This is a genomic window from Gemmatimonadaceae bacterium (genome assembly GCA_020852815.1).
Lineage (GTDB): Bacteria > Gemmatimonadota > Gemmatimonadetes > Gemmatimonadales > Gemmatimonadaceae > SCN-70-22.
The window spans coordinates 361,773-384,273 of sequence record JADZAN010000002.1 but is presented as its reverse complement, the minus strand read 5'-3'; the positions used below and the strand labels follow the sequence as shown (position 1 = coordinate 384,273).

General features: G+C 69.7%; 21 protein-coding genes. 19 read left to right on the top strand and 2 right to left on the bottom strand.

The annotated features are described in order from the left end of the window. The first annotated feature begins 77 nt into the window (after positions 1-77). The 5 genes from IT359_02645 (at position 78) to IT359_02625 (ending at position 6,008) form a co-directional block, all read left to right on the top strand. A complete protein-coding gene (locus tag IT359_02645) occupies positions 78-1,790 on the top strand; it encodes an amidohydrolase (protein ID MCC6927868.1) in 1,713 nt (570 codons plus the stop codon). 62 nt (positions 1,791-1,852) lie between these two features. Continuing rightward, positions 1,853-2,242, top strand: coding sequence for a hypothetical protein (locus IT359_02640; GenBank protein MCC6927867.1), 390 nt, complete (start codon positions 1,853-1,855; stop codon positions 2,240-2,242). Between the two features lie 74 nt (positions 2,243-2,316). Then, positions 2,317-3,273, top strand: coding sequence for an ABC transporter substrate-binding protein (locus tag IT359_02635; protein ID MCC6927866.1), 957 nt, complete (start codon positions 2,317-2,319; stop codon positions 3,271-3,273). 90 nt (positions 3,274-3,363) lie between these two features. After that, positions 3,364-4,431, top strand: coding sequence for a M42 family metallopeptidase (locus IT359_02630; protein MCC6927865.1), 1,068 nt, complete (start codon positions 3,364-3,366; stop codon positions 4,429-4,431). A gap of 155 nt (positions 4,432-4,586) precedes the next feature. Beyond that, on the top strand, positions 4,587-6,008 hold the full coding sequence (locus tag IT359_02625) for a beta-lactamase family protein (GenBank protein ID MCC6927864.1): 1,422 nt from the start codon (positions 4,587-4,589) through the stop codon (positions 6,006-6,008). Positions 6,009-6,097: 89 nt separating this feature from the next. Here the strand turns inward: IT359_02625 and IT359_02620 are convergent, their stop codons facing one another. Next, positions 6,098-7,783: a HEAT repeat domain-containing protein gene (locus IT359_02620; GenBank protein MCC6927863.1), complete on the bottom strand. Its 1,686-nt coding sequence runs from the start codon at positions 7,781-7,783 to the stop codon at positions 6,098-6,100. A 172-nt stretch (positions 7,784-7,955) separates the two neighbouring features. Here IT359_02620 and IT359_02615 point away from each other — a divergent pair, with 172 nt between their 5' ends. Next, positions 7,956-9,338: a M28 family peptidase gene (locus IT359_02615; GenBank protein ID MCC6927862.1), complete on the top strand. Its 1,383-nt coding sequence runs from the start codon at positions 7,956-7,958 to the stop codon at positions 9,336-9,338. A gap of 22 nt (positions 9,339-9,360) precedes the next feature. Here IT359_02615 and IT359_02610 read toward each other — a convergent pair whose 3' ends face one another. Continuing rightward, complete coding sequence (locus tag IT359_02610) at positions 9,361-10,107, bottom strand: hypothetical protein (protein ID MCC6927861.1); 747 nt, start codon at positions 10,105-10,107, stop codon at positions 9,361-9,363. 111 nt (positions 10,108-10,218) lie between these two features. On the opposite strand from IT359_02610, the gene IT359_02605 reads away from it, so the two are divergent. The 13 genes from IT359_02605 (at position 10,219) to IT359_02545 (ending at position 22,491) form a co-directional block, all read left to right on the top strand. Then, positions 10,219-11,109 (top strand): alpha/beta fold hydrolase, encoded by an 891-nt coding sequence (locus IT359_02605; GenBank protein MCC6927860.1) that lies wholly within the window; start codon positions 10,219-10,221, stop codon positions 11,107-11,109. An 11-nt stretch (positions 11,110-11,120) separates the two neighbouring features. Then, entirely contained in the window at positions 11,121-11,570 is a 450-nt protein-coding gene (locus tag IT359_02600; GenBank protein ID MCC6927859.1) for a hypothetical protein, read from the top strand. 62 nt (positions 11,571-11,632) lie between these two features. Further along, positions 11,633-13,441, top strand: a complete 1,809-nt coding sequence (gene polX / locus IT359_02595) for a DNA polymerase/3'-5' exonuclease PolX (GenBank protein MCC6927858.1) — start codon at positions 11,633-11,635, stop codon at positions 13,439-13,441. Next, on the top strand, positions 13,431-14,240 hold the full coding sequence (gene nth, locus IT359_02590; protein MCC6927857.1) for an endonuclease III: 810 nt from the start codon (positions 13,431-13,433) through the stop codon (positions 14,238-14,240). Before polX ends, nth begins: the two co-directional genes overlap by 11 nt. 47 nt (positions 14,241-14,287) lie before the next feature. Beyond that, positions 14,288-14,746 carry a peptidylprolyl isomerase gene (locus IT359_02585; protein MCC6927856.1) on the top strand — a complete coding sequence of 153 codons (459 nt, stop codon included), beginning with the start codon at positions 14,288-14,290 and terminating at the stop codon, positions 14,744-14,746. Positions 14,747-14,779: 33 nt separating this feature from the next. Then, positions 14,780-14,938: a hypothetical protein gene (locus tag IT359_02580; GenBank protein ID MCC6927855.1), complete on the top strand. Its 159-nt coding sequence runs from the start codon at positions 14,780-14,782 to the stop codon at positions 14,936-14,938. A 674-nt stretch (positions 14,939-15,612) separates the two neighbouring features. Further along, on the top strand, positions 15,613-16,344 hold the full coding sequence (locus IT359_02575) for a TetR/AcrR family transcriptional regulator (GenBank protein MCC6927854.1): 732 nt from the start codon (positions 15,613-15,615) through the stop codon (positions 16,342-16,344). Positions 16,345-16,432: 88 nt separating this feature from the next. Further along, entirely contained in the window at positions 16,433-17,866 is a 1,434-nt protein-coding gene (locus tag IT359_02570; GenBank protein MCC6927853.1) for a TolC family protein, read from the top strand. Positions 17,867-17,927: 61 nt separating this feature from the next. After that, on the top strand, positions 17,928-19,004 hold the full coding sequence (locus IT359_02565) for an HlyD family secretion protein (GenBank protein MCC6927852.1): 1,077 nt from the start codon (positions 17,928-17,930) through the stop codon (positions 19,002-19,004). Positions 19,005-19,008: 4 nt separating this feature from the next. Then, entirely contained in the window at positions 19,009-20,619 is a 1,611-nt protein-coding gene (locus tag IT359_02560) for a DHA2 family efflux MFS transporter permease subunit (protein ID MCC6927851.1), read from the top strand. A 186-nt stretch (positions 20,620-20,805) separates the two neighbouring features. Next, complete coding sequence (locus tag IT359_02555) at positions 20,806-21,411, top strand: HDIG domain-containing protein (protein ID MCC6927850.1); 606 nt, start codon at positions 20,806-20,808, stop codon at positions 21,409-21,411. Between the two features lie 70 nt (positions 21,412-21,481). Further along, positions 21,482-22,099 carry a sigma-70 family RNA polymerase sigma factor gene (locus IT359_02550; GenBank protein MCC6927849.1) on the top strand — a complete coding sequence of 206 codons (618 nt, stop codon included), beginning with the start codon at positions 21,482-21,484 and terminating at the stop codon, positions 22,097-22,099. Further along, complete coding sequence (locus IT359_02545; protein MCC6927848.1) at positions 22,096-22,491, top strand: hypothetical protein; 396 nt, start codon at positions 22,096-22,098, stop codon at positions 22,489-22,491. Before IT359_02550 ends, IT359_02545 begins: the two co-directional genes overlap by 4 nt. The last annotated feature ends 10 nt before the right edge of the window (positions 22,492-22,501 follow it).

The window sequence follows — 22,501 nt, the reverse complement described above, 5'->3', positions numbered from 1 at the left end:
AACCGGGGGCGCGACCCTCCCCGCGTGCGTCGCGCCCCCACAGATTGCGCCATCGCTCCCGCCTCCCACGATCGGTCATGATCCCTCGCCATCGCTCCACCGCCACGCTCGCGCTCGTACGCACGCTCGCGAGCGCCTTCGTCCTCCCGCTCGCGGCCGCCGCGGCGCAGGCGCCCGACCTCATCGTCACCAACGCCCGCATCTACACGGTGGACCAGAACCGCCCCGTGGTCGACGCCATGGCGATTCGCGGCGGGCGCATCGTGGCCACCGGGCCGTCGCGCCTCATCACCGCGATGAAGGGGAGCGAAACGCAATTGGTCGACCTGGGCGGAAAGACGGTCATTCCCGGGATGATCGACGCCCATGTTCACATGATGGGGTTGGGGCAGGCGCTCGCCACGGTCGACCTGCGCGGGTCGACCTCATATGACGAGGTGATTGCACGCGTCGCCGAACGCGCCAAAACCACGCCCGCCGGGCGCTGGATACTCGGCGCGGCCTGGGACCAGAACGACTGGCCCGACACGCGATTCCCCACGCATGAGAAGTTGAGCGCCGCCGTCCCCAACCACCCGGTCTTCCTGCAACGCGTGGACGGGCACGCGGCGCTGCTCAACGCGGCGGCAATCAAGGCGGCCGCGCTCACCCCCGCCACGAAGGACCCGTTTGGCGGGCATATCGAGCGCGCCGCGAACGGCGTCCCCACCGGCGTCCTCGTCGACGCGGCCATGGCGATTGCCGAGAAGGTCATCCCGCCCCCGACGCACGACGAGTTGCGCGCCGCCGCCATCGCCGCCGCGCAGGAGATGAACCGTTGGGGGCTGACGAGCGTGGAGGATGCGGGGGTGGGGAAGGAATCGATCGATGTCTTCGAGGAGCTGGCGAAGGAGGGAAAGCTCTCGGTTCGCAACTACGTGATGGTCGCCGGCGACTCGGCCAACCTGGCGCACTACTTCGCGCGCGGGCCGCAGTCAGCGCTGTACGATGGCCACCTGTGGATCAAGTCGATCAAGATGGTGGCCGACGGTGCGTTAGGCTCGCGGGGGGCGTCGCTGCTCGAACCCTACAGCGATGATGCGCGGACGAGCGGGCTCACGCTCGTCCCGGCGGGCGCGGTGCGCCGTGTGGGCGCGGAGGCGCTGCGGCGCGGCTTCCAGCTCAACGTGCACGCCATCGGCGACCGCGCCAACCGCGTGGTGCTGGACGAGTTCGAGGCGGCGCTCAAGGACGCCCCGTCAAGCGATCATCGCTTCCGCGTCGAGCACGCGCAGATCATCCACCCGGAAGACATTCCGCGCTTCGCGCAGTTAGGCGTGATCCCGTCCATGCAGGCGTCGCACCAGACGAGCGACATGTACTGGGCGGGCAACCGCCTTGGCCCGCAGCGCCTCCTCGGCGCCTACGCCTGGCGCTCGCTCCTCAATTCCGGCGTCATCATTCCCAACGGGAGCGACCTCCCGGTGGAGAAAACCAACCCGCTCCTGTCGTTCCACGCCGCCATCTCGCGCCAGGACGACAACAACTGGCCGGCCGGCGGGTGGTATCCCGAGCAGCGCATGACGCGCGACGAGGCGCTCAAGTCGATGACGATGTGGGCCGCGTGGGCCGCCTTCATGGAACGGGAGGTGGGGTCGCTGGAACCCGGGAAGTACGCCGACTTCGTCGTGCTCGACCAGGACATCATGCAGGTCCCCGCCGAACTGGTGCTGAAGACCAACGTGTTATCGACGTGGGTGGCCGGCAAGGCGGTGTATCGCCGGGAGTCGGGAACGACCATCCACGACTGAGCGATGCCGAATCGCCCGTTCCGCATCCCCGTACGCCCCCCTTCCCTCACCCGCCAACCGCAATGCCGCCCAGGAGCCAGAGCATGAACCCGATGGTGATCATCCGCATTGCGATGCTGTCCGGCGTGCTGATGTTCGGCGCAGTGGTCTGGTTCATTCGCCGCAGCTCCACGCCGGACTTCGACCCGGCCGGCCTCAATACCCTCCTCTGGGGGGCGCGCGCCGTCTGGGGGGCGTCGATGGCGGCCTGCCTCGTGCTGTTCCTCGCCCTCCGCAACGCCCGCCGGGTGCAACAGGTGCGCACCCTGTCGCTCGTAGGCTGGGCCGCCGGCGAGGCGGTCCCGCTCATGGGTGGGGTGATCTGGCTGCTCACCGGCAACTCGCGCTGGTACCTGCTGGGCGTCGTCTACCTGGTCCTCACCCTCCTCGCGTTCCCGACGGCCGGTGAGTGACCAGCATTGGTCACTCCCCTGCGCGACGGCCCGTGCGTGACGGCCCATGCGTGACGGCCCGTGCGTGACGGCCCATGAATGACGACACGGACGGGGCGGCGACCGCAACGGCCGCCAGCCACAACGCCCCGATCGTCTCGCTCCTCCCCGCCGCCACCGAGATCCTCGCCGCACTCGGCGTGTGGGGGCGCGTGGCCGGCGTCACCCACGCCTGCGATGTTCCGGACGCCGCGTTGCGGCTGCCGCACGTCACCGCCAGCCGCATCGACGCCGCGCACGATGCGCTCGACATCGACCGGCAGGTGCATATCGCCGCCGGGAGCGGCCAGGCGCTGTTCACCCTCGACGAGGCCATGCTGCGCGCGCTCCACCCCGCGCTCATCGTCACCCAGGGACTCGGCGAGGTCTGCGCGATCGACGAGCGCGAGATGCACCGCATCGCGTCGACCCTCACCCCGCCGGCGCAGGTTCACACGATTGCCGCCCGTACGTTGGAGGGGGTCCTGGCGTCCATCGAGGGGCTGGCGCTCGTGGTCGGCGCCGAGGACGAGGGGCGCGAGCTGGTGGCCGGGCTGCGCGCACGCATGCGCCGGGTGCACGAGACGCTCAAGGCGGCCGGCGCCCCGCGCCCGCGTGTGGCCGTCATCGAGTGGACCGACCCGGTGTACGCTGCCGGTCATTGGGTCCCCGACATGGTGCGCCGCGCCGGCGGTGTCGACGCCCTGGCCACCGCCGGCGAGCACTCCCGCCCCTGCCCGGCCCCATCAGTCCGAGACGCCGCACCCGACGTGATCGTCTTTGCACCGTGCGGCTTCGCCCTGGAGCGCGCCGACAAGGAAGCGCGAGCCACCCTCGCACGCGACGAGTGGGCGTGGGCACGCTCGAAGCGCGTGGTCGTGATGGACGGCAACGCCTTCACCTCGCGCCCCGGACCACGACTGGTCGAGGGGATCGAGATCATGGCCCGGCTGTTCAACCCGGGATGCTTCACGCCACTGGACTTGGCGCGGGGAGCGATCCTGGTGCCGTAGGATGAGGTGAGAGGGCCCGGCCCGTTCGATCGGCCGCTCCCTTGCTGACCGCAGTAGCTTCCCGCAACTCCCGCCACCACCCGCCCGCCGATGCTCTCCCCCGAATCTGTCGCCTTCCTCAAGCGTCTCCTCGACACCCCGGGGCCATCGGGCTTCGAGGCGGCCCCCGCACGCGTCTGGCGCGAGGAGGCCGCTCCCTTCGCATCCACGTCGGCCGACGTCATGGGGAACAGCATGGCCGAGGTGGCGGGCGGCGGTGAGGTGACCGTGATGCTCGCCGGCCACATCGACGAGATCGGGGTGATCGCGACCTGGATCGACGACGGTGGGCTCGTCTATATCGCGCTGATTGGCGGGTGGGACACGCAGGTCCTCGTTGGGCAGCGCATCCGCTTTGCCGGGCGCAACGGCGATGTAGTGGGCGTGGTCGGGAAGAAGCCGATCCACCTCATGAAGCCCGACGAGCGGGAAAAGGCATCGCGCGTCTCCGATCTCTGGGTCGACATCGGCGCCGCGACCAAGGACGAGGCGCTGGCGCTCGTGGCAATCGGCGACGCTGGGGTGATCGACTCGCGGACGGTCGAACTCCCCAACAATCGCATTGCATCACGGTCGATCGACAACCGGATCGGAGCCTTCGTCGTCCTCGAGGCACTGCGTCGTTATGCGGCCAATCCGGGGCGTGCGCGGGTGGTCGCCGTCGCCACGGCGCAGGAGGAGATCGGGTTGCACGGTGGCGGCGCCCTGGTGGCAGCGGCCCGCATCAACCCGCAGATGGCCATCGCCGTCGACGTCACCTTCGCCACCGACCACCCCGGGCCCGAGAAGAAGGAAGTCGGGGAGCACAAGCTCGGCGGCGGGCCGGTCCTCACGCGCGGGTCGGTCAACTCGCCCGTCGTGTACCGCATCCTGCGCGAATCGGCCGAGCGCCTGACGATGTCCTACTCCGTGCACGCCGCCGGTCGCGACACGAGTACCGACGCCGACTTCATCCACCTCGCGCGCGAGGGAGTGGCGACCGCGCTGGTCTCGGTCCCCAACCGCTACATGCACTCCCCCAACGAGATGGTGTCGCTCGACGACCTGGATCGGACCGCCGACCTGCTGGCGGAGGCCTGCCGCAGCATCTCGGGCGCCACGGACTTCACGGCGCGGTAGCGCGGCGGAGGGACGGCTGCAGGGAGGGGGGCGGTGCTGCGGCGCCGCCCCTCGTGCGTTAGGCCGTGCCGGGCGAAACCGGGGGAGTGGCGGCGCCGTACGGAACGGGCGAGTTTTGTATACAAATCCGGTTGCCTCCCTCCCGTCCTCGGCCAATGCTCATCCACTCCTGCACCTCACGCCGGGCTCGGCGCGCCGCCATCCGGCTCGCCGGCATTGGTCTCGCCGCCGCGCTCCCGCTGGCATCCACGACAGCGTTCGCGCAGGCGCAAGGCGCGCGCCGTGTCGCGCTCACCAAGGCCATCGACTCCATTGCCGGCGCCTTCCTCAAGGAGGGCAAGGGGGCCGGACTTTCGGTGGCCGTGGTGAAGGGGCGCGACACGCTCGCCCTCAAGGGCTACGGCTCCGCCGACCTCGAACTCGGCACCCCCACGCCACCGCGCGCCGTCTACGAGATCGGTTCGGTGACCAAGCAGTTCACCTCCACTGCAATCCTGATGTTGCGCGACGAGGGGAAGCTCTCGCTCGACGACGACTTCACGAAGTACCTCCCCGACTTTCCCACGCAGGGGCACCGCATCACCATCCGTCAGCTGCTCAACCACACCTCGGGGATCAAGGGCTACACCGAGATGCCGCAGTTCGGCCCGATGATGGTGCGCGACCTCCCGAAGGACTCGCTTGTGGCCCTCTTCTCGAAGGAGCCATTCAACTTCGACACGGGCGAACGGGAGATCTACAACAACTCGGCGTTCTTCCTCGCCGGACTCATCATCGAGAAGCTCTCGGGCAAGTCGTACGCCGACTTCGTCAAGGAGCGCATCTTCGACAAGGTCGGGATGAGGGATTCGCACTACTGCTCCGAGTCGGCCATCATCAAGGGGAAGGTGAAGGGATTCGACATGGGCCCCAAGGGGCTGCAGAAGGCCGGCTTCCTGCGTCACACCTACCCATACGCAGCCGGCTCGCTCTGTTCCACGGCGGGCGACCTCCTGGCGTGGAACCGCGCGCTGCACGGCGGCAAGGTGCTCCCGGCCGCATCGTACCAGGAGATGATCACGCCGCAGTCGCTCAACGACGGCACCAGGCTGCGCTACGGGCTCGGCATCAGCATGCACGACGTGAACGGGCACCGCGTCATCGAGCACGGCGGCGGGATCAACGGCTTCCTCTCGGCCTCGGACTACTTCCCCGACGAGGACGCGGTCATCGTCGTCCTCTCGAACTCCACCGGACTCCCCCCCGACCCGGTCGTCGCCGCCATCGCCGATCGCGTGTTCGGGAAGAAGGCGCGCGCCACGCAGCCCTATGCCGGTTCGCTGGGCGACCTGGCGGGAACCTACGTCGGCGTGGGACGCGGCATGGATCTCACCATCAGGATTGCGCCTGACGGCAACAAGCTCATGGCCACCGTGGCGATGGGCCCCAACCCCAAGCCCGGCGAGTTGCACTACCTCGGCAACGACACCTGGGACCAGGACGGGCAGCGCCTCACCTTCGTGCGCACCGGCGACAAGGTGGCGAAGCTCAAGGTCGACATGGTCTACGGCTTCACCATCCTGGACCGCCAGCCCTAGGCGTCGCCCGCACGCGCCGCACACCCGGCGCCCACTTGCCGTGCGCCTGAAGGCGCCCGCATCGCGGGCGCCTTCAGGCACGCATCGCCTCAGCCGCGCGCCCCTCCGGCGGGGGCGAGCACCCCCTGCGCATGGGCCATCAGCGCCCGCGATACCGCCGCGCGCACCTCGCGATCCTTGTCGGCTTGCAGCCGACGGAGCACCGAGAGCGCGGTCAGCGTGGCCGCCTCGCCCAGCGCGTGCACGGCCGCCAGGCGATACGCGGTCGACTTGCGCGTCAGGAGCCCGCCCGGTTGCGCCGCCTGCGACAGGGCGCTCACCGACGCATCGGTGGGGTGCGCGCCTAACGCATGCAGCAGCGCATGCTGCAGCTCGGGGTCCGACTCCTGCTCCAGCGCCGCCAGCAGCGCGGGAACGGAGCGCGACACGCGCGCCGACGATAGCCCGTGCACCGCCTGCAGTCGCACGGCGGCGTTGCTGTCGCCCAACAGCCCCTGCACGGCGTGCACGCCGCGCGCGGTGCCGAGGCGAGCCAGCGCCCCCGCCACGGCCCGGCGAACGCGCGCATCGCTGTGCCTGAGCGCGGCAATGAGCGCCGCATCGGACTCCACCACCCCCATCTCGCCCAACAGCTCGGCAGCGTTGCGCACCACGTACCACCGCGCGTCCTGCAGCAGGTGACGCAGCTGCTCGGTCGCGTCCGGGCACCTGGCGAGCATCGACCGGAAGGCACGGCGCTCGGAGGTGACGTTCGAGGCAACCATCAGCTCGATGAGCACCTCGGCCCCCGTTTCGCCAGCGCGGTTGAAGACCGGCGCCATCTCCTCGCGCAACTCGCGTCGACGCGCGACAAACTGCGCCACGCCACGCAGGACCCCCGGCTTGAAGAGCCGCCGCAGATGGATGACGAAACTGCGCTTCACGTCGGCGTTCGTGACCTCGCCCTCACGCGCCACCATGCGCCGCAGGAGCAACCCCACCCCCTCCCACCGGCCGTCGCGCGCCAGGTCCTCCACGGTGCGCGAATACTCGTCCAGCACCACCGGGGCGCTGCTGGCGTCGAGCGGGGCGTCGAGATGCTGGAGCACCGCGTCGATCAGGCGCGGGCTCGCGTCGCGCGACATGGCCGAGGCCATCATCGCCTCCTCGTCGTCCTGCAATCGCTCGTCGCCGGCCGCGCCACCCGCCGCTCCCCGCGGCGCCCGCGCAACCTCCCGCACGACGCGCGGCGGGGTGCGCTTCCCGCCACCGTCCGCGACTGCGCCCGGCAGGGCGGGGACGGCCCCGATTCCCAGCGGCGGGGTCTGCGCCGGCGGCGTCACGGCAATGCGCCCCGACGATATCGGCGTCGCGCGCCGCAGGAAGCCGACGCGCCCCATGCGGATATCGATCGTCGTGAGTTGAAGCTCCCGGCACCGCGCGTCGAAGTTGGCGCCTTCGTCGCCAGCTACCGGCGGCGATGAGAGCACGCGAGCAACTCCCAGCAGGTCCGCCGCCTTCACCTCCGGGGCAATGTCGAACAGCATCACCGCGTGCCCGGCCATGCGCGCCGACAGCTCGGACAGCCACGGCACCTCGGCGGGGACCGGCTCGAGCTGCGTCGCCGCCGCCAGCGAACGATTCAGCTCGGCCAACGAGAGGACGAGCCCAGCCCCGCGAATGCCGCCGATCGCTTCGCGCAACGTCCGTTTCTGCTCCTCCACCGCCGTGGGGCGATTCGAGAGCAACCAGGTCAGGCGGGCAATGGCGCGGACGGACTCGAAGATTGACGACATGCGGGAGGGGCGTGACGAACGGGGTTCCCTGTGATGAATAGGACGCTCTCGCCCCCAGTGGCGAAACGCGTGCCCACGGTGCTTGCCCCACGCGCTGTCATCCCGTCTCCCGCTGTACCGGCCCGAGTGCCCCCGGTATCCTTGCCCGTACCCTCCCCTGTTCGGGTGCTCCATGTCTCGCGCCACACCCCTGTCCCTGCCTGGAGCGGCTGCGCACGAGCGCGGCTTCCGGCTGCCGGCGTCGCTGCTCGCCGCCCTCTCGTTGACCATTCAGGGCGCCTGCCATGGGGGCGGCGCCCCGTCAGCTGCCTCCCTTCCCGTCGCAACCCCCGACAGCGCGCGCCTCGCAGCGGATGTCGGCTACCTCGCCAGTGACGCCCTCGAAGGGCGGCGGACCGGGACCGCCGGCAACGACAGCGCTCGCGCCTTCATCGCGCGACGATTCGCCGCGCTCCGGTTGCGGGCGGTCGTGTCGCCTCCCACGTGCACCGTCCGCTGCACGCCGGGCTTTGTGCAGCCGTTCGTCGCCCGCTCGGCGGTCGCGCAGCGCGCCGGCCTTCCCCCGGAGATGCCGACCGCCAACGTGGTGGCGATGATCGAGGGGCGCGACCCGGCGCTTCGCCGGCAGGTGATCGTGCTCGGCGCGCACTTCGATCACCTGGGGCGCAGCGGCTTCAATGCACTCGACCCGGAGGCCGGCGACGCCATCCGCAACGGAGCAGACGACAATGCGTCCGGCGTGGCGACCGTGCTCGAACTCGCGCGCCTGCTCGCGGCGCGCCCCACGGCACGCTCCGTCGCGATCGTCGCGTTCAGCGGGGAGGAGCTTGGGCTCCTCGGCTCCGCATGGTTTGTCGATCACGCGCCGTTCCCGCTCGACTCGGTGCAGGCCATGCTCAACTTCGACATGGTGGGGCGCCTGCGCGAGGACAAGCTGATGGTGTACGGAACGGCGACGGCGAAGGAGCTGGCGGCGATCGTCAACGACGCCAACGTCGCCCCTGCGCTCACGCTCATCGCCATCGGCGACGGTGCGGGGCCATCCGACCACGCCTCGTTCTACCTGCGCAACCTTCCCGTCCTGCATTTCTTCACTGACCTGCACGACGACTATCATCGCGCCACCGACGACGCGGCGCGCATCAACGCCGCCGGGATGGCGCGCGTGGCGGCCTTCGCCGAGCGAATCGTGCGCACCCTGGGCAACCGCCCGTCGCGCCTCACGTTCGTGCGCGCGCCGGCGACGGCCACGCAGACCGGGATGCCGACGCGCTCCGGCCCCCAGCCCTACCTGGGCTCGATTCCCGACATGGCGGCCACCGACGTGCGCGGCGTGCGGCTGACGGGAGTGCGCCCGGGGTCGCCGGCCGAGGCGGCGGGACTTCGCGCCGGTGACGTCATCATCTCGATCGGGGGGAAGAGCGTGACCGACCTCTACACCTACACCGATGCACTCTACTCCCACGCACCGCGAGAGCAGGTGGAGCTGGTGGTGCTGCGCGACACCGCCCGACTCACCGTGACGGTGACGCTGACGCGCCGCGCGGGAGGCTGACGCGCGGCAGCGCGGCGCACGCTCAGTGCTTCACCCCAAACTCGGTAATGCGGACGTCCACGTCACGATCCACGTGCAGGCCGAAGATCCCGTCGATCGACTCCAGCTTCCCGGGCCCCAGCAGCAGCGTGCGGGGAAAGGTCGACACCGAGGTGCCGTTGATCACGCAGGCCACGTTGGTCTCGTCGACCAGCCACCCGATCGCGTTGCTCGCCTTGCCACTGGCGTCGGCGGGGCGGATGGCCCCGCTCACTCGGCGCTCGACCAGCGTGTGCAGCTCCCCGCCAAAGCGGTGCTTGATGGAGTACGCGCCGTTGCCATGTACAGCGCAGTAGAGGTAGTTGTACTCCTTCCCGTCCAGCGACGTCCCGCCGATGAACGGGCCGTATCCCCCGGGAGGGGTCGTGGCGCGCGTCTGCGTGAAACTCCCCCACACCATGAAGCGCCCCTCGGCGTGATACGCATTGTTCCACAGCGTAACCGCGGGGCCACCCGCCACGTGCAACGCGAGCGAGTCACCCTCGAGCGTCACCTCCGCCAGGGTCCGACCGCGCTTCTCCTCCTGGGGATCGAGGCGCGCCACCCACCCTTCAGGGAGCGTCGAGGCGGGGGGCGGTGAACTCTTGCGTGCGCGGCGGCCCTGCGCCTGCGCCGGGGGAACGAGCACAACCACCAGACATGCCGCTGCCATTCCCACGCGTAGCGATCGTCGCACGTGCCGGTACTGCTGCATCATCGCCTCCCGACTGCACTCGCGATCCGGGGTCATCGTGCCCTTCCTCTCCGCACGATAGCCGGTAGTCGTGGCGGCGGCCAGCAACCTCGAGGTGAGCCGGCGCTGCCCGAGGCGCGGCCACGGGACCGCCCGTAGCTTTCACCCATGCCGCTCCCCATCCCTGCACCGCGCGCCGAGGGCGCCACCGCGTCCACCGACGTTCCGCTCTACTGGTGCGCCTACGGTGCCGAGTCATCGCCCAGGCTGGTCGTGCTCCACGGCGGTCCCGGCGCCCACCACGAGTACCTGCTCCCGCAGATGCTCGCCCTCGCCGATCGACATGAGCTGCTGTTCTACGACCAGCGAGGCGGCGGCCGCTCGCGCACCGACGCATCGGCGCCGATCACCTGGCGCGTCCACGTGGACGACCTGGGAAAGGTGATCCACGAACTCGGCGCACATCCGCTCACCATCGTCGGCTACTCATGGGGGGCGATGCTCGCCCTCCTGTACTCGCTCGAAGCCACGCGTCGCGACGACCTCACCCCGCCGGCGCGACTCGTCCTCATCGACCCCGCCCCACTGTCACGCACCTGGCGTGAAGCCTTCGAGACCGAGTTCGCGCGCCGGCAATCGGGAGCGGAGATCGCGCGATTGCGCGCCGAGCTGGCGGCGAGCGGACTGCGCGAGCGCGACCCGGCCGCCTACCGGCAACGGACGTTCGAGCTGAGCGTCGCCGGCTACTTCGCGCACCCCGATCGCGCGCGCGACCTCACGCCGTTCCGCGTCACCGCGCGCGTGCAGCAGTCAGTTTGGGAGTCGCTGGGAGATTTCGACCTCATCCCCCTCCTCTCCGCGCTCCGCCTGCCGACACTCATGGTGCATGGCTGGGCCGATCCCATTCCGGCCGACTCGACGCTCGCCGCGGCGCGTGCGATGGGTGCGCGCTGCGTCGTCCTTGAGGGGAGCGGCCATGTACCGTACGTTGAGCGGCCCGATGCGCTCTTCAGCGCGATCGGACAATTCCTCGAGGATACATCCTCCCCGGGCAAGTGAGCACGCCGACCATGACTTCCCCCATCGAGCAGTTGCACGTGACGACCGTCGACATCGAGGGACGACGCTTCAACGTCTCCGTCGCCGTCGAGTTCGATGGCGTCGAACACGTGGGCCACCTCTGGTTCGAGGACGACGAATGGGATGATGACGGCTTTCGCGATCATGGGTCGATCCCGGGCAGCTCCCCCGACGAGGTACTCGCGCACGCCCGCCAGCTCAGCCAGCCCGAGTTGGTCCTGCGCTTCCAGCGCGCGCAGAGCGACAAGCGCCGCTTTCACGGGCTGCGCCGCGCCACCCAGGACGTGCTGAACAACATCCGCTACCTCAACAAGGTCGCGACCTCGATGCGCGCCGGGCTGCTCGACGTGGAGGAAGCGGCCGCCGAGATCGACGAGACGGAGCGAAAGCTGCATGCGATGGTCGGCCAGCTACGGCACTTTGCCGGCGTGACCGCCTGAATCACCGCACGCACGGCTGACGCCGCCGGGAACGGTGACGGTCGCGGGCGTATATTGGCGCCATGCTCTCACCGCGCGACGCCGCACACATCCTCGCCGAGATTGCCACCCTGCTGGAACTGAGGGGCGAGTCGCGCGCCAAGTCACGCAGCTTCGAGTCGGCATCTCGCGCACTGCACGCGCTGGCGATCGACGATCTCACGCCGCTCCTTTCCGCGAGCGGGGAACGGGCGGAGGGAGCGCTCCCCTGGCTCGACCAAACGGTCGTCGACGTCCTGCGCGACGCCGCCGCGCAAGGCGACTCGCAGTACCTCGAGCAGCTGCGCGAGAACACCCCCGAGGGGCTGCTGGAGATGCAACGCGTCCCTGGACTGGGGACGGCGAAGATCCACCGCCTGCACGAAGGACTCGGCATCGAGTCGCTGCACGGACTGGAACAGGCCGCCCGCGACGGACGGCTGGCGTCGCTGCCGGGCTTTGGACAGCGCACCGCCGACAAGGTGTTGCGCGGCATCGCGAACCTGCGAGGAAGCGGTGCGCGCCTCCTGTATCCGCACGCCGCACACGACGCCGAACGCCTCCTCGCCACGCTGCGCGCGCATCCCGACGTCGTGCGCGCCGAGGTGGCCGGGTCGCTGCGGCGTCACCTCGAGACCGTCGGTGACATCGACATCGTCGCCGCGGTTCGCGGCGCGCCGTCGCTCGTGGCGTCGGCCATCGCGCACGGACGCGGCGTGCGCCAGGTGCTGGGCGGCGGGGGGCCGATGGTCACGATTCGCTATGACGACGGCACCAGCCTCGACCTGCGATGCGTGAGTGAGGCGCGCTTTCCGCTCGCGCTCTGGTGGGCCACCGGAAGCGCGACGCACGCCGCCCACGTGGTTCGCGCCGCTGCGGCGCGCGGGATCACGATCGGTAGCGACGAGGTGCGCGACGCCGACGGTCGCCCCATCCGCATCGATGACGAAGCCGCGATCTACGTCGCCGCCGGACTTCCATACATCGCCCCCGAGTTGCGCGAGGGGCTGGGCGAGGTGTCGCACGCCGAGGCCATCCCGACGCTCGTGCAGCTGGCGGACATTCAGGGTGTGCTGCACTGCCACTCCCACCACTCCGATGGCGCGGGGACCATCGCCGAACTCGCCCAGGCGGCCTTTGCGCGCGGCTGGCGCTACCTCGGGGTCAGCGACCACTCGCAGTCGGCATCATACGCCGGCGGACTGTCGCGCGAAGCGATCCTGCGGCAGCACGAGGAGATCGACGGCGTGAATGCCTCCATGTCCGATTTCCGCGTGCTCAAGGGGATCGAGGCCGATATCCTCCCCTGCGGGCGCGTCGACTACGACGACGCGCTCCTCGATCGATTCGACTACGTGATCGCCTCGGTGCACTCACGCTTCGGGATGAACGAGACGCAGATGACAGACCGCGTCCTCAAGGCGATGGACGACCCCCACGTGACCATCGTCGGTCACCCGACCGGCCGCCTCCTCCTCACGCGCGAGCCGTACGCGATCAATGTGTCGGCGATGATCGAGAAGGCGGCCACATCGGGCGTCGCCGTCGAGCTCAACGCAGACCCGCACCGTCTCGACCTCGACTGGCGCTACCTGCGCGAGGCGCACGAGCGCGGGGCGCGAATCGAGATCGGGCCGGACGCGCACTCGATCGCCGGACTGGATCACGTCGCCCTCGGCGTCGGCATCGCGCGCAAGGGATGGCTGTCGCGCCACGACGTCCTGAACGCCGGCGACGTGGACGAGGTCCTCGCCTTCGCCGCGGCTCGGCGCAGCGCGCGCCTTCCCGCTCGCGCCGCCGCGCCTGCCACCGCACCGCGATCCCTTTCCGCCCAAGCTGCAGATGCCAGTTAGTCGAACGGCTCCGGCGGCGAAGGGAAAGGCGAAGGGAAAGGCGAAGGGAGAGGCGAAGGGGAAGGCGAAGGGGAGGGCGAAGGGAGAGGCGAAGCGTCGGCGTACGAGGAAAGCGACGCCCCCGAGGAACGCCACACCGGCCGCCGCCGCGGGGATCTATCGGGAACTGGCCGCGCTCTACCCCGACGCGCACTGCGAACTCAACTTCCAGTCGCCGTACCAACTCCTGGCCGCCACGATCCTCAGTGCGCAGTGCACCGACAAGCGCGTGAACATGGTGACGCCCGAGCTGTTCCGCCGCTTCCCGTCGCCGAGTGCGCTCGCGGCCGCCGAGCCCGCGGAGGTCGAGGCCATCATCCGGACGACGGGCTTCTTCCGCGCCAAGTCGAAATCGCTCATCGGCATGGCACGCGCGATCACCGAGCAGCACGGCGGCGAGGTGCCGTCGACCATGGAAGCGCTCGTCGTGCTTCCCGGCGTTGGGCGCAAGACGGCGAACGTCATCCTCGGCAACGCCTTCGGCATCGATGCCGGCGTGGTCGTGGATACCCACGTGCTGCGCCTGGCCCACAGGATCGGCCTAACGAGCGAGACCGACCCCATCAAGGTCGAGCAGGACCTGATGCGCCTCTTCCCCCGCGACCAGTGGACCATGCTCTCCCACCTCCTCATCTGGCATGGCCGGCGCACCTGCGATGCCCGGAAGCCGCGCTGCGGGGCGTGCGCCCTCGCCGGGAAGTGTCCGTCCGCCGTGATTCCCGCAGGAACAACTGTTACTTTGCAGCAGGCCGCGCGCTGACACGGCGCCTCACGATTCACGACATCTCGTCTTCCATTCATCTATCCATGAAGACTGCAACCATCGTCACCTCGAAGGGGACCTTGACCCTCGAGCTCTACGAGAAGGAAGCCCCCGCCACCGTCGCCAACTTCGAGAAGCTGGCCAACAGCGGCTTCTACGACGGGAGCCGGTTCCATCGCGTCATTCCCGAGTTCGTGGTCCAGGGCGGCGACCCCTATTCCAAGGGCGGGGAGCACGCCAAGGGGCCCGTCGGCACCGGAGGACCTGGCTGGCGCATCAAGTGCGAGACGGCCGGCAACCCGCACAAGCACGAGTTGGGCGCCCTCTCGATGGCGCATGCCGGGAAGGACACCGGCGGCTCGCAGTTCTTCATCGTGCTCAACCCGGACAACTGCGTCCATCTCAATGGCGTGCACACCGTCTTCGGCAAGATCACGGCTGGTCTCGACATCCTGCCGAGCATCAAGCAGAATGATGAGATGATCTCGGCACGCGTCGACTAACTCACTCCTACTCCTCTCCCTCAGATTTCCGCCATGTCCCACGAGCACACGAGCGACAAGGGAGCCGCATTCGCCGGCCTCATCGTTACTACTGTCGCCCTCTGCGTCCTGGTGTTGGGTCTCGTGATGTTCACGAACGCCAAGTACGCCGGCCACGAGGGCGGCAAGGCCGAGGCGACGCAGGCGCACTAGCCCCCACGCGCTAAAGCTTCGGAGGGCGGCGACTATCGTGCGGCGGCGATGGTGCGGCGGCTGGTGGCGCTGAGCTGCTGATGCGCCGGCGCGCTGGGTGGCTGATGCGCTGATCCGCCAGGACGCTGATGCGCTGAGGGTCGTACGAACTGAAGTGGTTGAGTGGCCGCTCCCGGGTGATGGGGCGGCCGCTCGTCGTTTTGGGGGGTGGGTGATGAGGGAGATTGGGGAGCGGTGGGGGAGCGGGAATGGGGGAGGGGTGTTGGGGGGGCGTTTGGGGGAGGGAGTTGCGGGGGGGGAGTTGGGGGAGGGTGTTGGCGAGGGGTTGGCGGGGTGTTGGCGGGGGGTTGGCGGGTGTTGGCGGGGTGTTGGAGGGTTGGGGAGGGCGTTGGGGGGTGTTGGGGTGAGGGGCGTTGGGGGAGGGGTGTTGGGGGAAGGGTGTTGGGGCGAGACGTCTATGTGGGATCTTGGCGGGAGGGCGGTTGTGGTGAGAAGCCCTAGTAACTTACCGTCCAGTCACTAAGTGCCTCACGCACTCCCGCCATCGCTCCCGCTAGTCCGCTCCCGCACTCGGCTCCCGCACTCGGCTCCCGCACTCGGCCCCCGCACTCGGCTCCCGCTCCCGCACTCGGCTCCCGCTCCCGCTCCCGCCCCCTCCCCCCTCCCCCTCCCCCGTGACCCCCGCCGAGTTCCCCCCCGACGCGCCCACGGACGACGACACGATCGAAGGCTCCACACACATCCTCCACGAGCCCCACACCCCACGCTGGCGCCGCCTCCCCGAGGAACGCCCACGACAGATCATCGACGCCGCCTTCCAGGTCTTCTCCGACCAGGGCCTCGAGGGCGCGCGACTCGAGGAAATCGCCCGCCGCGCCGGCGTCTCCAAGGGAACCATCTACCTCTACTTCGCCAGCAAGGAAGAACTCTTCCGCGCCGTCGTCGAGGCGAACGTCATCTCCGTCATCGAGGCCGCCGAGCAGGACGCCGAGCGCCGCTCAACCGACACCCTCACCGCCGACGAAGAACTCCGACGCTACATGTCGCGCCAGTGGGACCACCTGCGCGCCCCCACGTACCTCGCGATGTACCGCCTCGTGCACGCCGAACTCCACCACTTCCCCGACCTCATGCGCTTCTACGGGAATGAGGTCGTCGAACGGTCGTTGCGCCTGACGGCAACGATCATCGCCCGCGGCGTCGCCCGACGCGAGTTCGCCGCCGCCGATCCGCTCGTCACCGCCCGACTCGTCGCCTCCATGCTCCTCACGCACGCCCTCTGGTACTCCCGGCGCACGCTCTACGACTCGAGCATGAGCGACGACGCCGACGCCGTCCGCGACGGCGTGATCGAGTTCGTGTTGCGCTCCCTACGCCCCGCACCGCTCGCCCCGGCGCCAAGGTGACGCGCTCCCCACTCCCAAGCGCCCTCCGCCCCCATCGCGCACCACGTCCGCGCCCGACGTTGTCCCCACGCTGTCATCGCCCCTCCTGATGTCCGCCTTGCATCCGTCCCTGTCCGTTCGCGCCGCGAGCGTAGCTCGTTCCGCCCGCGCCACTCGCTTCGCCCAACGCGTCCGCGTTGTACTCGTCGCGCACGGCGCACTCGCCTCGTTCGCACTCGCCGCGACGGCACGCGCCCAGGCCACTCCCGCCAGCGCTCGTCACCTCTCGCTCGGCGACGTCGTGCGGCTGGCGGCGGAGCGGAACGCCGGCCTCGATGTCGCGCGCGCACGCCTCGCGCAGGCCAACGCGCGCATACGCCAGCGCCGCGCCGACCTCTACCCGACCATCTCTGCTTCGGCGGTCGAGGCCGGGCGCACCTTCAACACCGCCACGTTAGGCTTCGCCTTCAAGGGAGCCGACGGCGCCTCGTTCTTCGACCCCGACGGCGAGGTGCTGGGTCCCGTCATCACGACCGACATCCGCGCCCGCATCACCCAGTCGATCTTCGACCCCGGCGCACGCTCCCGCGTGAAGGACGCACGCACGGCGGCCTCCGCGACTGGCACCGAGTTCGACGTGGCCGCCGAGCAGGCAGCTGGCATTGCCGCCACCGGGTACATTCGCCTCCTGCGCGCGGACGCGCAGGTCGCCGCCCGTCGCGCCGACTCGACGCTGGCCGCCGAACTCCTCTCGATCGCCCAGGACCAGCTCTCCGCGGGGGTGGGCGTCGCCCTCGACGTCACGCGCGCACGCTCGCAGCTGTCGCAGGTGCGCGCGCAGCAGGTGGCCGCCCGCCTCGAACGCGAACGCGCCACGCTCGACCTCGCCCGCGTCCTCTCCCTTGCGCCTGGCGAAACGATCTCCGCCAGCGACTCGCTGGCCGGTCTCGCCCTCACGACCGACGGCTTCGCCGACGCATCGCGCATCGAGCGTGCCGTCGCCCGCCGCCCCGACATCCGCGCCCTCGATGCGCAGCTCACGGTGGCGTCGGAACGCGAGCGCACGATCCGGCGTGAATCGCTCCCGACGCTCTCGGCCTTTGGAGATCGCGGCCCGACGGCCGGCAACGGCACGCCCTTCCTCAGCACCTACAACTGGGGCGTGCAGCTGTCGGTGCCGATCTTCAGCGGCTTCCGCACGCAGGGACGGCTGGAGGAGCAGGCGGCGATGCGCCAGGAACTCGAGGTCCGGCGGCTCGACCTCGCACGCCAGGTCGCGCTCGACGTGCGCGGCGCTCGCGAGGACCTCGCCGCCGCGCGCGACCAGCTCGATGCCGCCAACGACCGTGTGGCGCTCGCCGAGCAGGAACTGGCGCAGGCGCGCGACCGATTCCGCGCCGGCGTCGCCGGCAACGCGGACGTGGTCACGGCCTCGCTCTCGCTGAATGGCGCGCGCACCCTCGTCATCGACGCCCTCACCGCCTGGCACCTCGCCCGCGTCTCGCTGGCCCGCGCGGAAGGCGACGCCCGATCCCTTCGCTGAGTGGCCCGCTGCATCCATCCGTGCGTCGACTCCCTCTGCCGACCCTGTTCTCCCGACCGACATGTCCACCGCCACCCCTCCCGCGCCTAACGCCGGAATGACTCGCCAGCGCATCGTCCTCGGAATCGTCGCCATCGCCGCCGTCATCGGCATCGTCTCGGGCATTCGCGCCTGGACCTTTGGTCGCTCGCACGCTTCAACCGACAACGCCCAGGTCGACGGGCACATCATCCCCGTGGTCTCGCGCGTGGGCGGCTTCGTCGCGGAGGTGCGGGTGCGCGACAATGAACGCGTGAAGGGGGGCGACACGCTGGTCGTGCTGGACGACAGCGAGTTCCGCGTGCGCCTCGCGCAGGCCGATGCCGATCTCGAGGCCGCGCGCGCCGTGGCCGGCGGCAAGGGGATCGCCGGCCAGTCGCAAACGGTGGTACGCAGCGCGACCAACCAGCGCGCAGCGCTCGAGGCGCAGGTGGTCTCGGCGCGCGCCTCGCTGCAGAAGGCGCAGGCCGACCTGGGGCGCCTGCAGGAACTGGTCGCCAAGCAGATCGTCTCCCGCCAGCAGCTCGACGCGGCGGAGCTTGCGGTCAAGGCGGCGAGCGCCAACGTGGACGCCACCGAGAAGCAGCTGGCGGGAGCCTCGGCCGGCGTGGAGAACGCCGAGGTGGGGACGCGGCTCGCGCGCGCCCGGCTCGCCTCCGCGCAGGCGGTGCGCGACAACGCCGCATTGCAGCTGACCTACACGCGCATCATCGCCCCCAGCGCCGGCTACGTCTCACGCAAGCAGGTCGAGTCGGGCCAGCTCGTGCAGCCGGGGCAGCCGGTGCTCACGCTCGTGGACGAGAAGGACACCTGGGTCTCCGCCAACTTCAAGGAGACGCAGCTCGCCACGCTGCGCGTGGGGCAGGGAGCCGAGTTCGAGGTCGACGCCTACGACGGCTGCACCGCCCAGGGGACGGTCGAGTCGCTCAGCGCGGCGACGGGAGCCAAGTTCGCGCTCATCCCACCCGACAACGCGACGGGGAACTTCACCAAGGTGGTGCAGCGCGTCCCCGTGCGCGTCGCGATCACCAAGGGGTGCGGTCCCGACCGCCCGCTGCGCCCGGGAATGTCGGTCACCATCCACGTCGCCACGCGTTAGGCGCATGGCGACGAGCGCCCTCCCCTCCCGCGCGCCTCGCCTCACCACGGCGGAGTACGAGGCCCTCGGCCAGGACAAGTACCGCCACAAGTACAAGATCGCCATCGCCGTCACCCTCGCCGCGGTGCTCGAGCTCATCGACACCTCGATCGTCAACGTCGCCATCCCCCACATGATGGGGAACCTCGGCGCCACCGTCGACGAGATCACCTGGGTCTCGGTTGGCTACATCGTGGCCAACGTGATCATCATCCCCATGTCGGGATGGCTCTCCGGCTACTTCGGGCGCACGCGCTACCTCACGGGTTCGATTCTCCTCTTCGTGGTCTCGTCGTTCTTCTGCGGCGCCTCCACGTCGTTAGGGATGCTCGTGGCGTGGCGCGTGATCCAGGGGATCGGCGGCGGCGCCCTCCTCTCCACCGCACAGTCCACGCTCTTCGAGGCCTTCCCGCCGCACGAAGTTGCCGTGGGACAGGCCATGTTCGGCATCGGCGTCATGGTCGGCCCCACCATTGGCCCCACCCTGGGCGGGTGGATCACCGACAACTACAACTGGCCCTGGATCTTCTACATCAACATCCCGCTCGGCCTCATCGCCGCGGCGATGGTGTGGACGTACGTGAAGGACTCCGAGCACCAGGAACGCGCGTCGACGATCGACGGAACGGGGATCTTCCTCCTCGCCGTATGCATCGGATCGTTGCAGTGGATGCTCGAGCGCGGCGAGCGCTACGACTGGTTCGAGTCGCGCTTCATCACCACGCTGGGGGTGACGTCGCTCATCTCCGGCGCACTCCTCATCTGGCGCGAACTGACGATCGACGAGCCGATCATCAACTTCCGCGTCCTCAAGAGCCGGCAGCTGTCGGCCGGCGTGGCCTTCGCGTCGATGCTCGGGCTCTCGCTTTATGGCGGGATCTTCGTCCTCCCGATCTTCCTCCAGCAGCTGCACGGGCTCTCCGCCTCGCAAACCGGCTTCCTCCTCCTGCCCAGCGCGCTCACCTCCGCCTTCGTGATGGCGACGATGAGCCGCATGCGCGGGAAGATCGATGCGCGCTACACGATCACCATCGGCGCCTTTGGCTTCCTCTGGTCGATGTGGCTCATGTCGCGCCTCACGATCGATAGCGGCTCCAACGACATCTTCTGGCCCCTCATCCTGCGCGGCTTCGCGCTCGGCCTGATCTTCGTCCCGCTCACCAACGCGTCGATGGCCGACCTGCACCCGCGCGACCTCGCGCAGGGGACGGGGATGTTCAACCTCATGCGCCAGCTCGGCGGATCGTTAGGCATCGCCACCATGGCGACGCTGCTGGGGCGCTGGACCACCGCGCAGCGCGCCATCCTCACCGAGCACGTCGGCGCCACCGATCCCGAGACGCTGCACCGCCTGGAGATGCTCACCCGCGGCGCCATGTCGCACGGCGCCACGGCGATCGAGGCCAAGGCGCAGGCGGTGGCGATCCTCTCGCGCCAGATCGGCGTGCAGGCCAGCGTGATCGGCTTCGCCAGGATCTACCTCCTCAACGGCATCCTTCTCGTCAGCGCTCTCCCACTCCTCCTCATCTGGCGCACCGGTCGCGCGCGCGGCGCCGGTGGTCCCCCGGCGCACTAGACACCATCTCGCGAACTCTCACCGCTCCCCGCCAGCAGGCCCGCGCGCAGCCGCCTCGCGACGACAGGGTGCGGTCGACCATTCGTGGGAGGGCCAGTAGAATTCCCGAGCCCTCGCGGCACGCCGCGCCGCGTGCGCCAGCCCGGACCTGTCCCTTCCCTCCCCCGCCCTAACCCGCATCGCCCGATGACGCTCCCCACGCGCGACGAAGCCCTGGCCCTGATGCACGACTTCACCCGGAGCGAGTCGCTCCGCAAGCACATGTACTCGGTGGAGGCCGCCATGCGGGCGTACGCGACGGAGTTCGGCGAGGATGTGGAGCGCTGGGGGCTGGCCGGCCTGATGCACGACTTCGACTACGAGAAGTGGCCCAACGCCGGCCACGCCGCCGACGCCGAACACCCCGCCGAAGGGGTCCGGTTGCTGCGCGAACGGGGATACCCGGACGACGTGCTGCAGGCGATCCTTGGTCATGCGCAGTACACCGGCGTCTCGCGCGAGACGCGCATGGCCAGAACACTTTTCGCCGTCGATGAACTCACCGGGTTGATCACGGCCACGGCGCTGGTCAAGCCGAGCAGGAGCGTGCACGACGTCGACGCGCGCTCGGTTCTCAAGAAGATGAAGGACAAGGCCTTTGCCCGGGGTGTGAGTCGCGAGGATGTGGTTAACGGCGCGGCCGAACTGGGCGTCCAACTCGAGCCGCACATCCAGTTCGTGATCGGCGCCATGCAGGCCAGGGCGGCCGACCTCGGATTGGCGGGAAGTACGCCGTCGGCCGAGGGGCACTGAGCCGAACGAGGAGTTCAACACTGCATCGACACGACGCGTTCTAGGGGAGACCACGCTACGCTGAGACACCGTGACGACCGCGTTCATCCCGACTTCGCTCGCCCCGATCGCCAGCCCGCCGCGCCGGATCATGTCCGAGGCCGAGCAGACTGATCGCGAGCGGGAGCACCTGCTCGTCGTGGCCGCCCAGCGGGGCGAGAACGAGGCGTTTGCCTCGCTCGTGCGGCTGCACCAGCGGCGTGCGTACGCAGTCGCCCGCTCGATCGTCCTCACCCATGAGGACGCCGAAGACGCGGTTCAGGAGGGTTTCCTGCACGCCTACCGGGCGCTGCACCGATTCCTTCCCGACCAGGCCTTCGGCGCCTGGTTGCATCGCATCGTGGCCAACGCAGCACTCGACATCACGCGCCGTCGCAAGGTGCGCGATGCCGACACACTCGCCGATACGATCGCATCGCCCTTCCGCGATCCGGCCGAATCGGACGAACTCAAGCGCCGCCTCTCCGTTGCCCTCGAGACGTTAGGCGACCGGCAACGGAGCGTGATCGTCCTGCACGACGTCGAGGGGTACAAGCACGCAGAGATCGGCCGGATGCTGGGAATCCCCGAGGGGACCGCCCGCTCCGACCTTCATCATGCCCGCGCCAGGTTGCGCCAGGCGCTGGGCGAAATACGGAGTCAGCTATGAAGATCGTACGCGGTGATGACCGCGACTCGATGGACCGGGAACCACGCGACGAGGATCTCACCGCCGCGCTGCGCCAACTCTACGCAGCGCCGGGCGACGATTCCTACTGGAACACGCTCGAGCGCCGCATCATGCAGACGGTGGCCGCCGAGCGCGCGCGCGAGTGGTGGTCCTACTTTCCGGGATGGGTCCGCATCGGCGTGTCGGTGGCCGCGGCCGCCGCGCTGGTCGCCGCCGTGGGGCAGTGGCATACGCGCGCCGCGCAGGAACGCGTGGCGCTGGAGCAGATCATGAACGCGCAGACGGAGATCCCGCTCCTGTCCGAATTCGACCGCGGCGAGCGCGGGCGCGAGCGCGAGGAAACGCTCCGCCACCTCATCCAGCACGACTGATCCCGCGTCC

What these genes read in the sequence shown, in the direction of transcription:
- IT359_02625 (MCC6927864.1), top strand. Translation starts at nt 4,587, where the DNA reads ATGCTCATCCACTCCTGCACCTCACGCCGGGCTCGGCGCGCCGCCATC.
- IT359_02605 (MCC6927860.1), top strand. Translation starts at nt 10,219, where the DNA reads ATGCCGCTCCCCATCCCTGCACCGCGCGCCGAGGGCGCCACCGCGTCC.
- IT359_02635 (MCC6927866.1), top strand. Translation starts at nt 2,317, where the DNA reads ATGAATGACGACACGGACGGGGCGGCGACCGCAACGGCCGCCAGCCAC.
- IT359_02585 (MCC6927856.1), top strand. Translation starts at nt 14,288, where the DNA reads ATGAAGACTGCAACCATCGTCACCTCGAAGGGGACCTTGACCCTCGAG.
- IT359_02615 (MCC6927862.1), top strand. Translation starts at nt 7,956, where the DNA reads ATGTCTCGCGCCACACCCCTGTCCCTGCCTGGAGCGGCTGCGCACGAG.
- IT359_02570 (MCC6927853.1), top strand. Translation starts at nt 16,433, where the DNA reads ATGTCCGCCTTGCATCCGTCCCTGTCCGTTCGCGCCGCGAGCGTAGCT.
- IT359_02565 (MCC6927852.1), top strand. Translation starts at nt 17,928, where the DNA reads ATGTCCACCGCCACCCCTCCCGCGCCTAACGCCGGAATGACTCGCCAG.
- IT359_02600 (MCC6927859.1), top strand. Translation starts at nt 11,121, where the DNA reads ATGACTTCCCCCATCGAGCAGTTGCACGTGACGACCGTCGACATCGAG.
- IT359_02645 (MCC6927868.1), top strand. Translation starts at nt 78, where the DNA reads ATGATCCCTCGCCATCGCTCCACCGCCACGCTCGCGCTCGTACGCACG.
- nth (MCC6927857.1), top strand. Translation starts at nt 13,431, where the DNA reads ATGCCAGTTAGTCGAACGGCTCCGGCGGCGAAGGGAAAGGCGAAGGGA.
- IT359_02620 (MCC6927863.1), bottom strand. Translation starts at nt 7,783, where the DNA reads ATGTCGTCAATCTTCGAGTCCGTCCGCGCCATTGCCCGCCTGACCTGG.
- IT359_02545 (MCC6927848.1), top strand. Translation starts at nt 22,096, where the DNA reads ATGAAGATCGTACGCGGTGATGACCGCGACTCGATGGACCGGGAACCA.
- IT359_02580 (MCC6927855.1), top strand. Translation starts at nt 14,780, where the DNA reads ATGTCCCACGAGCACACGAGCGACAAGGGAGCCGCATTCGCCGGCCTC.
- IT359_02555 (MCC6927850.1), top strand. Translation starts at nt 20,806, where the DNA reads ATGACGCTCCCCACGCGCGACGAAGCCCTGGCCCTGATGCACGACTTC.
- IT359_02610 (MCC6927861.1), bottom strand. Translation starts at nt 10,107, where the DNA reads ATGACCCCGGATCGCGAGTGCAGTCGGGAGGCGATGATGCAGCAGTAC.
- polX (MCC6927858.1), top strand. Translation starts at nt 11,633, where the DNA reads ATGCTCTCACCGCGCGACGCCGCACACATCCTCGCCGAGATTGCCACC.
- IT359_02560 (MCC6927851.1), top strand. Translation starts at nt 19,009, where the DNA reads ATGGCGACGAGCGCCCTCCCCTCCCGCGCGCCTCGCCTCACCACGGCG.
- IT359_02640 (MCC6927867.1), top strand. Translation starts at nt 1,853, where the DNA reads ATGCCGCCCAGGAGCCAGAGCATGAACCCGATGGTGATCATCCGCATT.
- IT359_02630 (MCC6927865.1), top strand. Translation starts at nt 3,364, where the DNA reads ATGCTCTCCCCCGAATCTGTCGCCTTCCTCAAGCGTCTCCTCGACACC.